Origin of the sequence: Thioclava sp. F42-5 (genome assembly GCF_002213195.1) — a bacterium.
Taxonomy (GTDB): Bacteria; Pseudomonadota; Alphaproteobacteria; order Rhodobacterales; family Rhodobacteraceae; genus Thioclava; species Thioclava nitratireducens.
In genome coordinates this window covers 272528-288283 of record NZ_NBNZ01000003.1, presented here as the reverse complement: position 1 = coordinate 288283, position 15756 = coordinate 272528, and the positions used below count along the sequence as shown (strand labels likewise).

At 63.3% G+C, this 15756-nt stretch carries 16 protein-coding genes; 3 read left to right on the top strand and 13 right to left on the bottom strand.

Annotation, left to right across the window (positions count from 1 at the left end):
- Positions 1–31 precede the first annotated feature (31 nt).
- From hflX to tsf, 3 genes are all read left to right on the top strand, one after another.
- A complete protein-coding gene (gene hflX / locus B6V74_RS10815) occupies positions 32–1318 on the top strand; it encodes a GTPase HflX (protein ID WP_240497091.1) in 1287 nt (428 codons plus the stop codon).
- 273 nt (positions 1319–1591) lie between these two features.
- Complete coding sequence (gene rpsB, locus B6V74_RS10810; protein WP_075774827.1) at positions 1592–2359, top strand: 30S ribosomal protein S2; 768 nt, start codon at positions 1592–1594, stop codon at positions 2357–2359.
- Between the two features lie 74 nt (positions 2360–2433).
- On the top strand, positions 2434–3315 hold the full coding sequence (tsf, locus tag B6V74_RS10805; RefSeq protein ID WP_075774826.1) for a translation elongation factor Ts: 882 nt from the start codon (positions 2434–2436) through the stop codon (positions 3313–3315).
- 85 nt (positions 3316–3400) lie between these two features.
- Here the strand turns inward: tsf and B6V74_RS10800 are convergent, their stop codons facing one another.
- From B6V74_RS10800 to B6V74_RS10740, 13 genes are all read right to left on the bottom strand, one after another.
- Positions 3401–4165 carry a LuxR family transcriptional regulator gene (locus B6V74_RS10800; protein WP_088722788.1) on the bottom strand — a complete coding sequence of 255 codons (765 nt, stop codon included), beginning with the start codon at positions 4163–4165 and terminating at the stop codon, positions 3401–3403.
- A 139-nt stretch (positions 4166–4304) separates the two neighbouring features.
- Positions 4305–6056 (bottom strand): sulfate permease, encoded by a 1752-nt coding sequence (gene sulP / locus B6V74_RS10795; RefSeq protein ID WP_075774824.1) that lies wholly within the window; start codon positions 6054–6056, stop codon positions 4305–4307.
- A gap of 23 nt (positions 6057–6079) precedes the next feature.
- Complete coding sequence (locus B6V74_RS10790) at positions 6080–6520, bottom strand: TIGR01244 family sulfur transferase (RefSeq protein ID WP_088722787.1); 441 nt, start codon at positions 6518–6520, stop codon at positions 6080–6082.
- Positions 6521–6588: 68 nt separating this feature from the next.
- A complete protein-coding gene (locus B6V74_RS10785; RefSeq protein WP_075775107.1) occupies positions 6589–7452 on the bottom strand; it encodes an MBL fold metallo-hydrolase in 864 nt (287 codons plus the stop codon).
- 48 nt (positions 7453–7500) lie between these two features.
- Positions 7501–8202 (bottom strand): HAD family hydrolase, encoded by a 702-nt coding sequence (locus B6V74_RS10780; RefSeq protein WP_088722786.1) that lies wholly within the window; start codon positions 8200–8202, stop codon positions 7501–7503.
- Positions 8196–8858: a phosphoglycolate phosphatase gene (locus tag B6V74_RS10775; protein WP_088722785.1), complete on the bottom strand. Its 663-nt coding sequence runs from the start codon at positions 8856–8858 to the stop codon at positions 8196–8198. Before B6V74_RS10775 ends, B6V74_RS10780 begins: the two co-directional genes overlap by 7 nt.
- Positions 8855–9409, bottom strand: coding sequence for a thioredoxin family protein (locus B6V74_RS10770; protein ID WP_075774820.1), 555 nt, complete (start codon positions 9407–9409; stop codon positions 8855–8857). Before B6V74_RS10770 ends, B6V74_RS10775 begins: the two co-directional genes overlap by 4 nt.
- 8 nt (positions 9410–9417) lie before the next feature.
- Positions 9418–10293, bottom strand: coding sequence for an MBL fold metallo-hydrolase (locus B6V74_RS10765; protein WP_077701221.1), 876 nt, complete (start codon positions 10291–10293; stop codon positions 9418–9420).
- An 83-nt stretch (positions 10294–10376) separates the two neighbouring features.
- On the bottom strand, positions 10377–11285 hold the full coding sequence (locus tag B6V74_RS10760) for an MBL fold metallo-hydrolase (protein WP_088722784.1): 909 nt from the start codon (positions 11283–11285) through the stop codon (positions 10377–10379).
- Between the two features lie 112 nt (positions 11286–11397).
- Positions 11398–12099, bottom strand: a complete 702-nt coding sequence (rpe, locus tag B6V74_RS10755) for a ribulose-phosphate 3-epimerase (protein ID WP_088722783.1) — start codon at positions 12097–12099, stop codon at positions 11398–11400.
- An 18-nt stretch (positions 12100–12117) separates the two neighbouring features.
- Positions 12118–14445 (bottom strand): VWA domain-containing protein, encoded by a 2328-nt coding sequence (locus tag B6V74_RS10750; RefSeq protein WP_088722782.1) that lies wholly within the window; start codon positions 14443–14445, stop codon positions 12118–12120.
- Between the two features lie 12 nt (positions 14446–14457).
- On the bottom strand, positions 14458–15294 hold the full coding sequence (locus B6V74_RS10745; RefSeq protein ID WP_088722781.1) for a CbbQ/NirQ/NorQ/GpvN family protein: 837 nt from the start codon (positions 15292–15294) through the stop codon (positions 14458–14460).
- Between the two features lie 84 nt (positions 15295–15378).
- Positions 15379–15744, bottom strand: coding sequence for a ribulose bisphosphate carboxylase small subunit (locus B6V74_RS10740; protein ID WP_075774814.1), 366 nt, complete (start codon positions 15742–15744; stop codon positions 15379–15381).
- Positions 15745–15756: the final 12 nt, after the last annotated feature.

The following is a 15756-nucleotide window of genomic DNA, read 5'->3' as shown; positions in this document are numbered from 1 at the left end:
GGCGCCGCGCGCGGCTTTAGCGATACATATCTTGAGCGAAACGACCTCTACCGAGACGCCCGATACGCGGGCCTACGTGATCCATCCCGACATTCCGTCGCGAGAGGGCCAGCGACACTTGCCCGAATTTGCGCTGGCCGAAGCGGTTTCGCTCGCCGCCGCCCTGCCGCATCTGCAGGTGGTGGGCGAGGAGATCGTGAAGCTGCGCAAGCCCGAGCCGGGCAAGCTGTTCGGCCAGGGCAAGCTGGCCGAGATCAAGGCGCGGCTGGAGGAGAACGAGGTCGATCTCGTCTTCATCGACGGGCCGGTGACCCCGGTGCAGCAGCGCAACCTCGAGAAGGAATGGGGGGTGAAGCTCCTCGACCGGACCGGGCTGATCCTCGAAATCTTTGCCGACCGTGCGCGCACCCGTGAAGGTGTGTTGCAGGTGGAGCTGGCCGCGCTGAGCTATCAGCGTACGCGGCTGGTGCGCGCCTGGACCCACCTCGAGCGTCAGCGCGGCGGGCTCGGCTTCGTCGGCGGCCCGGGGGAAACCCAGATCGAGGCCGACCGCCGCGCCATCGACGAGCAGATCGTGCGTCTGCGCCGCCAGCTTGCGAAGGTCGTGAAGACCCGCGAGCTTCACCGCGCCGCACGCCGAAAGGTGCCGTTCCCGATCGTGGCGCTGGTGGGCTATACCAACGCGGGGAAATCCACTCTGTTCAACCGCGTGACCGGGGCCGAAGTGCTGGCCAAGGACATGCTGTTCGCCACGCTCGACCCGACGATGCGCGGGCTGGAGCTGCCGACGGGCCGCAAGGTGATCCTGTCCGACACGGTGGGCTTCATCTCGGACCTGCCGACGCAGCTTGTCGCCGCCTTCCGCGCGACGCTGGAAGAGGTGCTCGAAGCCGATCTGATCCTGCATGTCCGCGACATCTCGCATCCCGAGACCGAGGAGCAGGCGGAGGATGTGAACGACATTCTCACCAAACTCGGCGTCGCCAAGGAAGTGCCGCTGATCGAGGTCTGGAACAAGATGGACGCCGTACCGCCCGAGCCGCGCCGCGCTCTGCTGGTGCAGGAGGCACGCGAGCCCGATCTGCAGGCGATCTCGGCGCTGACCGGAGAGGGGCTCGACGCGCTTCTGACGGCGATCGACGAGAAGCTTTCGGAAGAACGCTATCAGGAAGAGATCACGCTGGGCTTTGCGGATGGCCGCAAACGCGCCTGGCTGCACGAGCAGAACGTGATCCGCGCCGAGACGCAGACCGAAGATGGGTGGACCTTCGAGGTCGAATGGACCGGCAGTCAGCGCAACCGGTTCCGCGCGCTGTAAGCCGGGCCGGAGACGGGGCAGGGGCGCTGCCCCTCTTCGCTGACGCGAATTCACCCGGGATATTTACACCAAGCCGAAGCGGGCGCGCGCGCCTTGGTTTTCCCGGGGACGCCCATGACCGGTAGGGGTTGCCAAGGCGGCGCGATGGGTCTATATCGCGCGCACTTCACAGGCGGAGGCGGGCCGATGGGGGAGACATCCCCAAAAGTCCACCGGTTGGGGCATATGCCCTGAGACCCTCCGCTCAGGCGCAAACCGGAAAAGGAATTGGACATGGCGCTTCCTGAATTCTCCCTGCGTCAGCTCTTGGAAGCTGGCGTTCACTTTGGCCACCAGACCCAGCGTTGGAACCCCCGTATGGGTCAGTACATCTATGGCGAGCGTAACGGCATCCACATCGTCGACCTGACGCAGACCGTTCCGCTGCTCGATCAGGCTCTGCAGGTCATCCGCGACACCGTTGCGAAAAACGGCCGCGTTCTCTTCGTCGGCACCAAGCGTCAGGCCGCGCGCCCGATCGCCGAAGCCGCCGAGAAATGCGCACAGTATTACATGAACCACCGCTGGCTCGGCGGCACGCTGACCAACTGGAAGACCGTCTCCCAGTCGATCAAGCGTCTCAACGAGATCGACGAGAAGCTCGAGCAGGGCGCTGAAGGCCTGACCAAGAAAGAGCGTCTCGGCATGGAGCGTGACCAGGCCAAGCTGCAGGCGTCGCTCGGCGGTATCCGCGAAATGGGCGGTCTGCCGGACCTCCTGTTCGTGATCGACGTGAACAAGGAAGACCTCGCCATCGCGGAAGCCAAGAAGCTCGGCATCCCGGTCGTGGCTGTGGTCGACACCAACTGCTCGCCGAACGGCGTGGATTACGTGATCCCGGGCAACGACGACGCGGCCCGTGCGATCGCGCTCTACTGCGACCTCGCTTCGCGCGCAGCTCTCGACGGCATGTCGGCCCAGATGGGCGCGGCGGGCGTCGATGTCGGTGCCCTCACCGAGACCCCGGTTGAAGAGGCGCTGGCCGAGGCCGAGGCCAAGTAAGGCCGCGACCGTCACCCAGATGACATGAGGGCGGGGTATCCCGCCCTCGCAGAGTTCTTGAAGGAGATCCGACCATGGCGATTACCGCCGCTCAGGTGAAGGAACTGCGCGAAGCTACCGGCGCAGGCATGATGGACGCGAAAAAAGCGCTGACCGAGACCGATGGCGACATGGACGCCGCCGTTGACTGGCTGCGCACCAAGGGCCTTGCGAAGGCTGCGAAGAAATCGGGCCGCGTGGCTGCCGAAGGTCTCGTCGCGCTTGCCGTCAACAACGGCAAGGGCGTCGCGATCGAGATGAACTCGGAAACCGACTTCGTCGCGAAGAACGCCGATTTCCAGAAACTCGTCTCCGACATCGCGGAAGTCGCGCTGGAAACCGGTGAAGATGTCGAAGTCGTCAAGGCTGCGCATCTCAACGGCAAGAAGGTCGAAGACGTGATCACCGACGCAATCGCGCGTATCGGTGAGAACATGAACCTGCGCCGCATGCACATCCTCGAAGGCGACACGCTGGTGCATTACGTGCACAACGCTGCCGCCGACGGCATGGGCAAGATCGGTGTGCTCGTTGCGCTGAAGGGCGAAGACAACGGCATCGGCAAGCAGATCGCGATGCACATCGCCGCGACCAACCCGGCCGCGCTGTCCGAATCCGATCTCGACCCGGCTGTCGTCGAGAAGGAAAAGCAGGTTCAGATCGACATCGCGCGTGAATCGGGCAAGCCCGAGCAGGTGATCGAGAAGATGATCGAAGGCCGCATGAAGAAATTCACCGCGGAAGTAACGCTGCTGAACCAGCAATTCGTCGTCAATCCCGACCTCACCGTCGGTCAGGCCGCGAAAGAAGCTGGCGTCGAGATCACCGGCTTCGTCCGGATGGAAGTCGGCGAAGGCATCGAGAAGAAAGAAGAAGATTTCGCCGCTGAAGTGGCGAAGACCGCAGCTGGCAACTAAGCCCGCGCCTCTTCTTTGAAACAGGAAACGCCGCCCTGATCGGGGCGGCGTTTTTCATTGTGGGGCAGGGGTTTGGGATGCGAACCTAACGCGCCGCCGCGTGTGAGGCGTTCAGGAAAATCTGCTTTTGCACCGAGGCTTTCATGACCGCCTGCGCGGTGGTGTCCACGTCCAGCGCCTCGCGCGCCAGTCGCAGGTGTTTCTCCACCGTCGACGGGGTCAGCCCCATGATGATCGCGATATCGGCGGTCGTCTTGCCCTCCGCCACCCATTCGAGGACTTCGCGCTGCCGATCCGTCAGTGGGCGTCGCCCGGTGGAATAGGGCATGGTCGAGATGCGCAGATGAATGAGGCTGTTCATCACCATCAATTCGCGTTCGTTCTCGCGCCAGATGCGGTCGACGTCGTCCTGGCTCAGCCCCGGCCGCCCCACGAGTCCGATCGCGCCGCGCGCGTAGGAGAGCGGGTCGGAGAAACCGATCGAATAACCCGCGCGGATGCCGAAACGGTGGTTGATGTCGATCACGTCGATCTCTGCCGGGGTCAGCTCTCCCCGCATTGCGCGGTCCGCGACAATGCGCCACGAGCAGGGCCCGTCATTCTTCGCGGCCCATTGCACCATCGGCGCGTGGCGATATTTTCCCTCTCCGATGAAGAGGTCGAGATATTCCTTCTGGTGGTTCGAGAGGATCAACAAATCGTCTTCGTGGCCGAAGTTGTTTCCCTTTCGGAAACTCGTGAACCCATAGATCAAACGGTCGAAGCCGAACCGCTCCATTTCGCGGCAATGGCGGGACCAAATTTCCTGCACGGATTTTGCGCGTAAGACCGCCTCACAGAAGGATAACATCGCGTTTCACCCCACAATCGGTTAGTTCGCGTAGCTCATTAACACTACTCCGGAGGCGCATGTTTCCCCGCGCCGGAGACCCTGTTCAAATGTCTTATGTTTCGCGCGCCATGGCAACCCACGTGGGGCACGAAGACGCTTAGCGGTGGGTCTCGACACGGCTCTCGTGTGCGCAACCTTGGGTGGTCTCGGGGGCGAGCGTCGCAAGCGCGTCGTAATGGGTAAGGTAGATCTGCCCGGTTAGTTGGGTGATCAGGTCCGAGCGCGTCAGGCGGTCCATCACCGGGCCTTTAACCTCGGACAGGTGCAATCGCACGCCCGCGTCGTTGAGCTGGTCGTTCACCTCTTCCAGCGCCTCGAGCGCGGACATGTCGATATGGTTGATCGCGGGGCAATTCAGTACGACATGCTTGATGGACTCGTCGCTCGCGATCCGGTCGTAGATCATCTCCTCGACGAAGCGGGCATTCGGGAACCACAGGCTCTCGTCGATGCGCAGGCTGAGGATGCCCGGCGCGCAGTTCACCCGGTGGCGCCGGATATTGCGGAAATGCTCGGTGCCGGGAACCTGGCCCAGCTCGGCCACATGCGGGCGCGAGCTTTGCCACAACCGCAGCGCGATCGAGAGGATGACACCGAAGGCGATGCCGTCCTCGACGCCCCAGATCAGCGTGACGAGCACCGTCAGCGCCATGCCGACACCTTCGCGGGGGGCGTATTTGAACGTGCGCTTGAGCGCCTTGATGTCGACCAGCGTCAGCACCGAGACGAAGATCGTGGCCGCGAGCGTCGCTTGCGGCAGGTAATAGAGGGCCGGGGTCAGGGTGAAGGTCGCGAGCGCCACCCCGATCGCGGTGAAGGCACCAGCGGCGGGCGTCGTAGCGCCGGCCTCGAAGCTGACGACAGAGCGCGCGAACCCCCCGGTGATCGGAAAGGATCCAGAGATCGCTGAGCCGATGGAGGCGCCGCCGAGGGCTATGAATTCTTGGTCCGGGTCGATGCGCTGGCGTTTCTTAGCGGCCAGTGTCTGGGCGACCGAGATCGTCTCGACATAGCCGATGATCGCGATCAGGAGCGCCGGGACGAAGAGTTCTTTCCAGAGCGCGAGATCGGCGGGCGGCAGGCTCGGGGTCGGGAAGCCGAGCGGCACGGTGCCGACGACGCGGACCCCGCGCCCCTCGAGCCCGAACAACCAGGTGATCAGGATCGTCGCGGCGACTGCGTAAACCGGCGCGGCTCGGGTGAGGATGGCCGCAAGCCGCTCGGACAGCCCCGCCTTTAGCAGGCGCGGCTTAAGCCCACGTCGCGCCCAGAACAGGAAGACCAGCGACAGGATCGAGATGACGACCGTGTAGGGATTGGTCTGGCCGAGATGCGCCCAGAGGCCGCCGAGAATATCGAGAATCCCGCCGCTCTCCGCCGGAATACCGAAGAAATGCTTCATCTGGCCCGCGGCGATCAGGATACCGACAGCCGATGTGAAGCCCGACAGCACCGGGTGGCTGAGGAAGGCCGTTATGAAGCCCATGCGCAGGAAGCCCATCACCACCAGCATCACGCCCGAGAGAAACGCCAGCGCCACTGCGGCGGCGATATATTCGGGCGTACCCTGCGCCGCGACCCTGCCAACCGCGGCGGCCGTCATCAGCGAGATCACCGCGACCGGGCCGACGGCCAGCGGGCGCGAGGTGCCGAAGACAGCGTAGATCAGCAGCGGCAGTACCGAAGCGTAGAGCCCGTATTCCGGCGGCATCCCGGCCAGCAGCGAATAGGCCAGCGACTGCGGGATCAGCATGATCGTGACGATCACCGCCGCGATCAGATCGGCCTCGAAGGTCGGGCGATCGTAGTCGCGCCCCCAGCTTAGGATCGGCAGGTAGCGTTTGAGCATTGGCACGTCGCGAAAGGGCTGGATCAGGCCTGATCGCGGCGGCTGGCGTAATACTGCATCACCGGCACCAGCGTGGAATGGTCATAGCCCGCTTCGGCGGCGGTCGCGACGATCTTGTCGATTTCCATCTCGCCCGCCTGGCTGACGCCCCACAAATGCGACGAGCGCGTGCCCGAGCGGCAATAGCCCAATGCGGGTTTCTCTGCCGCGTCCATGATCGTCGCGAAATTGTCGACCAGTTCGAGGCTCAGTTCGCCGGGATAGTAGGGCAGGTAGTAAGGCGTGAGGCCATGCGTCGTGCAAAGCGCGGCGATCGCGTCCGAGCGCTGATCTGCGTCCTCGATCTCCTCGTCGGGACGATTGATGATCAGCGTGCGAAAGCCCATCTCGGCAAGCTTCGGCACGTCTTCGGGTTCGATCTGCGGGGCGACGGAGAACTCGTCGGAAAGTTTGCGCAATTCCATGATCTGTCCTGTTATCCTGCCTTCTAGGTGGAGATGGGCGGGGTTTCCCGCCCTCTCGGTTTATCGTCTCAGAGCCCGTTGACTGGCACTTTGAGGTAGGTCTTGCCGTCCTCGTCCTTCGGAGGCATCTGGCCCGCGCGCATGTTTACCTGAAGCGACGGGATGATGAGCTTCGGCATCGCCAGAGTCGCATCGCGCTCGGTGCGCATCTTGACGAATTCGGCCTCGGACTTGCCGCCGCCGATATGGATGTTGCGGGCCTTTTCCTCGGCCACGCTCGTCTCCCACGCAAATTCGTCGCGGCCTGGTGCCTTGTAGTCGTGGCCCACGAAAATGCGGGTCTCGTCGGGCAGCGACAAGATTTTCTGGATCGAGGCATAGAGCGTCTCCGCCGAGCCGCCGGGGAAGTCGCAGCGCGCGGTGCCGAAATCGGGCATGAAGAGCGTATCGCCCACGAAGGCCGCATCGCCGATGACGTAGGTAAGGCAAGCGGGCGTATGGCCCGGCGTGTGCAGAACGCGACCCTCCAGCGCGCCGACGCTGAAAGTGTCGCCTTCCTTGAAGAGCCTGTCGAACTGCGAACCGTCGCGCTGAAACTCGGTGCCTTCGTTGAAGATCTTGCCGAAGGTGTCCTGCACGACCTGAATGCGGTCGCCGATGCCGATCTTGCCGCCGACGCGTTCCTGAATGTAGGGCGCGGCGGAAAGGTGGTCGGCATGGACGTGGCTCTCGAGGATCCACTCCACCTCAAGCCCGTTCTCCTGCACATAGGCGATCACCTCGTCGGCGGATTTGGTATCCGTCCGGCCCGAGGAATAGTCGAAATCGAGCACGCTATCGACAACGGCGCAGGCTTTGCTGCCGGGATCTTTCACCACATAGGAGACGGTGAAAGTCGCGGTGTCGAAAAAAGCTTTGACGTCCGGTTTGATCATGGCGGCCTCCGTTAACCTGCCCAGCATATGTAGCCGAGTCCGATCTTATGAAATTGCGGCACTCTGTCCCAGCCCTTCCGTGATCTCGGGCGGTAAGGGGTGCGAGAGATCGGGGAGCACCCACTCCGCGCTCGAGAAATCGCCGCCATCGGTATAGGCCGAGGGCGTCACGACCACGCGCAGCCCGGCCGCTTGCGCAGAGCGCAGGCCCACCTCGCTATCCTCGAAGGCGATGCAGGCCTCGGGCGGCAGATGCAGCCGGTTCAGCGCGAGTTCGAACACGTCGGGCGCGGGTTTCTTGGCGGCGACCTCGTCGCCTGCCGCGATCGCATCGAACAGGTGATCGGGGTCGGCACCCAGCTGCGCGCGGATCAGCGCATCGACATTGGGACGGTTCGTCGTCGTGGCGATGGCGAGCTTCATCCCGGCGGCACGCGCATTTGCGATCAGCCGCGCCACGCCCGGGCGCAGCGGGACCTGCCCGGCGGTGATGATCTCGACATAGCGGCGGGTCTTGATCTCGTGCAGCATGGCGATCTCGTCGTCGGTCGGGCCGAAGCCCATGACCTCGCGGTGGCGCGCCATGCGCTCCTTGCCGCCGGCGGTCTTCAGCAGTTCGCGATAGGTCTCCTGCGACCAGTTCCAGTCCACGCGCCGTGCAGCAAAGGTCTCGTTGAATGCACGGCGATGGGCTTCTTCGGTTTCGGCCAGCGTTCCGTCGACGTCGAAGATCAGCGCGCTTACCATTTCCAGCCCTCCACCAGACCTGGCAGCATCGCCCAATCCGAGAAGGCGACGTCATGGGGCACGTCGGTCAAGGGCGTCTTGCGATAGCCCTCGGAATAGATCGCAAACGGGGCCTGCGCATTCGCCGCCGTTTCCGCATCGACCTCGCTGTCGCCGACATAGATCATCTGTCCGCCGCCCAGGGCCCGATGGCAATGATGCAGCATTTCCGGCTCGGGCTTGCGGGTGGGCATGGAGTCCCCGCCCAGCGTCAGCTCGAAATAGTCCCATAAACCGACATGGCGCAGCGCGGCTTCAGCGGGGCGGACCGGTTTGTTCGTGCAGACCGCCATCCGGCAGCCCATCTCCGTGAGCCGGTCGAGCGCGGCGATCACGTTGGGGTAGGGCACGTTGCCCTCCACATCGGTCTCGTAGCGCGCGACGAGAGCGTGCTCCACCCGATTGAAGAGCGGCCCGTCCGGGTCTTCGCCCGAGGTGATCAGCAACTGGCGCACGAGGTTGGGCACGCCCTTGCCGACGAAGCTGCGGACCGTCGGCAGCGAGAGCGGCTCGAAGCCCATTTCGGTCAGAACGGCGTTCGAAACGGCATGGATCGCGGGCACGGAATCGATCAGCGTTCCGTCGAGATCGAAGATGACGGAAGGCGCGTCGCTCATGCCGATTTCCATTTGATGGAGCAGCCCATCGACGGAATCTGGTCACGCGGGCCTTCGCCGGTCTCGGCGACCAACATCATGCCTTCGTAGAGTTCTCGCTTGGCGTCGACCGCGGCGGCCTGCTTGGTCGAGGCATCGAGACGGCCGCGATATTGCAGCCCGTCCTCGGCGTTGAAACCGAAGAAGTCCGGGGTGCAGGCGGCCCCGTATGCCTTCGCGACCGCCTGAGTTTCGTCATAGAGATAGGGGAAGGGGAAGCCCTTCTCCTCGGCCAGTTTGGCCATGTTCTCGAAGCTGTCCTGCGGATATTCGTCGACATCGTTGGCCGAGATCGCAACGACGCCGATCCCCGCCTTCTGCAACTCCGCCGCATCGCGCAGGATGCGGTCGAGGATTGACTGGACATAGGGGCAATGGTTGCAAATGAACATCACGAGCGTGCCCTTGGGACCACGGATGTCGTCAAAGCTGTATTGCTTGCCGTCGGTGCCGGGCAGGGTGAAGCCCGGAGCCTTCCAGCCGAAATCGCAGACGGGGGGAGTGACAGCCATGCGGCCTCCTATTCGAATTCCATTTCCTCGTAGACGACGCCCGCGTTTTTCGTCGCCAGTTCCTCGAACGTGTCGAGGTTTTTGTAGGGGCTCTGATCCACGTAGTAGGCCTCGGCCAGATCGCCACCATTGTCGAGATGTTCGGCGATCTTTCCGCGCAGATATTTCAGGTAGCCCGTCGTTCCGCGCGTGACCTTCTCGAGGTTCGTCGGATGGCCGTGACCGGGGATGATGAAGGCAGGCTCCAGCGGCGCGAATTTGGTCTCGAAGGTCTCGATCCAGCAGCTCGTGCAGGTGCCCGAGAAGATCGGCGGCATCCGTTCCGAAAAAGCGATATCGCCCGCGATCATGAATTTCTGTTCCGGCAGCCAGACCTGCGTGTCGCCGGGGCTGTGCGCGGGGCCCAGATGCATCACTTCGATGGTCATGTCGCCCATCTCGATGACGCGCTTGTCCTCGAAAGTCTCGGTGGGCAGCTTCGGATCGGTACCTTCGGCGGTTTCCTTGCCGTAGCTCTTGAGCGCCTCGAAGGCGCCGCCGGCGTCATGTTCGAACTCGGCCGCCGCATCGACATGGGCGAGCACCGGCACGCCCTGTTCGATCCAGTAATTGTTGCCGAGCATCGAATGGCCCTGACCGTTCTCGTTGATCACCAGCTTCACCGGCTGATCGGTGACCGCCTTGATCTCGTCATGCAGCGCCTTGGCGAGCTGATAGGACGCGCCGGAATTCACCACGACCACGCCATCGCCGGTGACGATGAAGCTGAGATTGTTGTTATGACCCGAATTCTCATAGGTCGGCGGCGCGGTGGCCCCGATCGCGGTCCAGACGCCGGGGATCACCTCGTAGGGCTTAGAGTAGAGAACCGAACCGGGATACATATCCGGCACGTCTTCAGAGGCGAGTACGGGGCTCACATGAAGAAGCCCAGCCAAGACGCTGGTCAAAAGGAGTTTTTTCACCCTCAGACCTCCGGCACGTAGCGATAGGCGTCGCCGTCGCGCTCGACCCGGCCCAGGCCGCCTTCGGGCAGGTGATAGCCGATGATCGGCAGCTTGTCGGTCGCCAGCTGATCGAGCAACGCGACACGCGTCTCCGCGCCCAGATCGGGGTTTTGGTCGGAGCCTGCCGCCATGCCCGGCGCGGCGAAGGCGAGGTAGTGGTTCACGATCGCATCGCCGATGATGAAGGCCTGCGTCTCGCTGTTCTTGACGTGGAAGGACATGTGACCGGGCGTGTGGCCGGGCGTCATCTGCGCCATGATGCCGGGGAGGATTTCCTCGCCATCTCCAAAGGTTGCAATCTGGTCTTCAAGGATCTGGAGGCGACGCAGCGCGCCTGCCGCGAAGGTCTTGCGGCCCTGATCGATCGTGTCGAGCGTCTCCGGGTTGAGCCAATATTCGAATTCGTCCTTGCCCATCATGTGCTCGGCGTTGGCGAAGAACGGCTCGTCGAAATCGTCGAGCACGCCCCAGAGGTGATCCGGGTGGCCATGGGTGAAGACGACATGGGTCACGTCCTCGGGGGCGACTTCGAGCGCGTCCATCGCCTCCATCAGCTTACCCGCAGACGGCATGAAGTCATTGCCCGACCCCACGTCGAACAGCACGGTGTTGGTGCCGTCGCGATAGAGCGTGACGTTGCAGGGCGGTTCGACCGAGTCTCCGGTGATGCCGTAGCTCTCGAGGATCGGCTTGGCCTCCGGATTGTCGGTCACAAAGCCGATCGGCAGCACGAGATTGCCATCGGACAGCGTGTCGAGCCGGGCCGAACCCATCTCGAGGGTCTGGGCGGCGAAGCTGAGCCGGGGAAGGGCTGTCATGGCGCCCATGGCCAGCCCTCCGCGCAGAATGGTGCGTCGCGTGAATGTCATGCCAGTCCTCCCTAGCTGGTATTCAATTCCACGAATATGAACGAGAGGCAGCGGCAGGGCAAGCGGTCAGATCACGAGATCGCGACCGATCTCCTTGCAGCTTGGCAGTTTCTCACTGCGCGGCTTTGAGAGCACCCTCCGCCGCTTCGCGGATCGCGCGCATATTCTGGCCATACACCTCCGGCCTATCGACCGAGCCGCCCTTGAAGACGGCGGAGCCCGCGACGAAGCAATCCGCACCAGCCTCGACCAGCGGGCCGACCGTGGTCGGATCGACGCCGCCATCCACCTGAATGTGAATCTCCCGATCGCCAATCATTTCGCGCACTTGGCGGACCTTGTTGATGCTGGAGGGGATGAATTTCTGACCGCCGAAACCGGGATTCACGCTCATCACGAGAACCATATCGACGAGGTCTAGCAGTTCCGAGATCACGTTGGCGGGCGTGCCGGGGTTCAGCGAGATGCCGCATTTCACGCCCTGCGCCTTGATCGCCTGCAGCGTGCGATGCGGGTGCGGACCGGCCTCCCAATGCGCCACGATCATGTCGGCGCCTGCTTCGGCATAGGCCTCGATGTAAGGGTCGACCGGCGCGATCATCAGGTGGACGTCCATGAAGGTCTTCACATGCGGGCGGAACGCTTTCACGGCGGGCGGGCCGAAGGTGAGGTTCGGCACGAAATGCCCGTCCATCACGTCGACATGGACCCAATCGGCCCCCTGATCTTCGATGGCGCGGATCTCGGCGCCGAAATTGGCGAAATCGGCCGACAGGATCGAGGGCGCGATCTTGATGGAACGGTCAAAGCTCATGGGGGCCTCCTTGGCGGCTCATTTCGTCAGTTGCGCGAACAGGGTCGGCAGTTTCTCGGGCAGGCGCTCGACCTGATCGATCACGGTGTAATTGTTGGTCCCGAAGATGCGCGACACATAGGCATCGGCTTCGGGGTCCAGCGTCAGACAATAGCTGTTAATGCCGATCTGCTGGAGTTCCGCAACCGCCTTCTTGGCATCCATGCGCAGATATTGCGGGTCGCGCTCGTCGATATCGGCCGGTTCGCCATCGGTGACGATCAGCAACAGTTTATGGGCTTCCGGGCGCAGGGACAAATGATGGGCGGCATGGCGCATCGCGGCCCCCATGCGGGTCGAGAGCCCGCCCTTCATGCCCGCAAGGCGGCCTTTGACCTCGGAGTCGAGCTTCTGCTCGAAATCCTTGAAGCGCTGATATTGCACGTCGTGGCGGCCATCCGAGGAAAAGCCGTGGATCGCGAACGGGTCGCCGATCCCTTCGATCGCCGAGGCCACCAGCGCCGAGGCTTCGCGCGTCAGTTCCAGCACGGTCTTGTCCGAGCCGCGCACGGTCTCGTTGGTGCTCTCCGACAGGTCGAGCAGGATGCAGACCGCCAGATCGCGCCGGTTGATGACGTTGCGCATGGTGATCCGCATGTCGGGCTGCATGCCGATGCGCTGCATCACCATCGCATCGACGGCGGCGTTGATATCCAGCTCGTCGCCATCCTCCAGCCGCCGCTGGCGCGAGATGCCCTGCGGGCGCAGCCGGTCCACGATCTGCTTGATCCGGTGACGGATGCCGCGATGCGCGGTCAGGATCGTGTCGATCTCGTCCGGGGCGCCCATCGGCGGGCGGTGTTCGTAGACAGTCGACCACGACGGGCGCATCAACTGCACCTTGTAATCCCATTCGCCGTAATGGAACGGGTCGGAGATCGGGGCCTTGCCCTCCATCTCGTTATAGCTGACGCCTTCATCCTCGTAGGGGAACAGCTCTGACGACAGCACCCAGACCTCCTGCGCATCGTCGCCCGCGGTCTCGACATCGACCTCGTTGACGAATTCCATCAGGCCTACGCGCTTGCGCACCTGACCCTGCGCGGGCTGATAGGCGTTCTGGTTCGACCAGTCGTAATCCGAGAGCGACCAGATGAAGCGGTTGTCGTCGCGATACGGAATTTTCAGAGATTCGAGAATGCGAAGGGACGGCACCGCGCGGCGCTGCGCGAGCAGGTTGTAAAGTTCGACGCCGAGCGACCAGGAGAACATCGTCTCACGTGCATTGTCTGCGATCTCGCCGTTGAAGGTCTCGACGAGATTGTCGATTTCCAGATCGCCGGTGCGGGTGCCGGGCGTGTTGAGCGCGCGGGCGACTTTTTCCAGCAGATACATCGTCTCGTGTTCGTACTGTCCTTGCGGCGTGTCCGGCATCAGCCGGTCGAACATCGCGCGCAGCCCCGGAAAGGCCTGCGTCGCGCAGTACTCGACGCGGGCATCCTCGATCATGCCGATCAGGAAAATCTGCGCCGGATTGAGCGCTTCCTGCCCGAGCCCGTGATCGGAATAGACGATATGGGCCGCCATATGGGCGCACATCGCGCGGTAGAGATCAAGGCCGGAGGCGCCGTTGATCCCGTCCACCGCATCGGGCAGATGCAGCGCACCGTCCTCGATGAAGGGGCGGAAGCCTTCGAAGTCGGCGGCAGAGGGACGCAGGAAGAAGTCGCGGGCCCAGAAGGCGCGGAGGTAGAAGTTCAGCCGGCGCTGGCTGTCGATGAAGAGCGTGCCGCGGCGTTCCTGTTTGAGCACCGCGCGGCTGTCTTCAGAAACAAGCCCGAAGTAATCCGCCTGTTTCGGCAGGTCGCGCCGATAGGCCTCGGCGCCGAAATCCACCCAGCGGCGCAGACCCGACAGCGTGAGTTTCGCCAGCAGTTCTTCGAGCACGCCGAACATCGGACGCAGTCCCCGTGGCGCGCGGGCCGCCAGCCGGTGCAGCAGCGCGAGATAGCCGCGCAGCAGTTCGGGGTCACCGAAGCGGTTGGCGGCGCCGGGCAGCGTGTCGAGCATCAGCACCAGGATTTCGCCCGACACCATCGAGGCCAGCTTCAGCACCGCGCCCACCACGTCCCGAATGACGTCCTCACCGCATTCCTTGGCGACCTGCGGCATCTCGTCGAGATAGGAGATCAGCAGGCGGGGGCCCTTGCCGAGCGAGGTCATGGCCTTCGCACCGTCCATGTAATCCTTCAGTCCGGCGGGCGACATCATCCGCGCCGCCTCGTGAAAGAGCCCGTCGAGGGTCTCCTCCAGCTCCGGCGCGGATTTGATCAGATCGGCGGCGTAATCGTCGAGATCGACCTTCATCGGACGCGCTCCTTACGCCACCTTCGAGCTGTCGGTGATCTCGGGGAAGAAGGTCTGGACGGCCGCCTGCAACGTGTCGCGCATATCCGCGTCATCTGTCAGCGGCTCCACCAGCGCCATCTGGCAGGCGGCTGGCGCGGGGATGTCCTGCGAGATCAACTGGCCTGCATAAACGAGAAGGCGCGTCGACATGCCCTCATCGAGGCCGTGGCCCTTGAGATTGCGCGAGCGTTGGGCGACCTGCACGAGCTTTTCGGCGGTCTTGAGGTCGATCCCGGCCTCGTGGCTGACGATCTCGGCCTCGGTCGCGGCCTGGGGGTAGTCGAAGCTCATCGCGCCGAAACGCTGCTTGGTCGATTGCTTGAGGTCCTTCATCATCGACTGGTAACCGGGGTTATACGAGATCACGACCTGAAAATCGGGATGCGCGTCGACCAGCTCGCCCTTCTTCTCCAGCGGCAGCTGGCGGCGGTGATCGGTCAGCGGGTGGATGACGACGGTGGTGTCCTGACGGGCCTCGACGACCTCGTCGAGATAGCAGATCGCGCCGATCCGCGCGGCAACGGTCAGCGGGCCATCCTGCCACTTTGTGCCGTTGATATCGAGGAGGAACCGCCCGATCAGGTCGGACGCGGTCATGTCCTCGTTACAGGCCACCGTAATCAGGGGGCGTTGTAATTTCCACGCCATATATTCGACGAAACGCGACTTGCCGCAGCCCGTGGGGCCCTTGAGCATCACCGGCATGCGCACGTCATAGGCGGCGGCGTATTGTTCGATCTCGTTGCCGACAGGCCGGTAATAGGGCTCGGTCTTCACGCGGAACTGGTCTGGGTCGATATCGCTCATGGGTGGCTCTCCGTCGCGCAGGAAAATCCGGGGGGTATGGGGCAGGGCGGGCCGCCGCGATCGGCAGCCCGCCCCGGTATCAGATCAGGCAGAGGCCGACATGTCGGCGCGGTGCACCACCATCGAGGTGCCCTGCGTCTGCTTGAAGTTGTCGTAGCCGACGAGGCGGACATGGTTGCCCGGGTTCGCCTTCTTGCACATCTCGATCTCGCGGAAGATCGCATCGACATCGGTTTCCCCGAACATCGGCAGCTTCCACATGTACCAGAAGTTCGAGCGCATATTCTCGGGCTCGGTATGCTCGATGGCCGGGTTCCAGCCCTTCGAGACGATGTATTCCACCTGCTTGCGCAGCTCGTCATCGCTGAGCTGGGGCAGATAGGAGAAGGTGCCCATCTTGCGGCTGTTCGGGTCCGAGATGCGGGAGCCGTAATCTTGCATTTCACTCATGGTGTCAGTCCT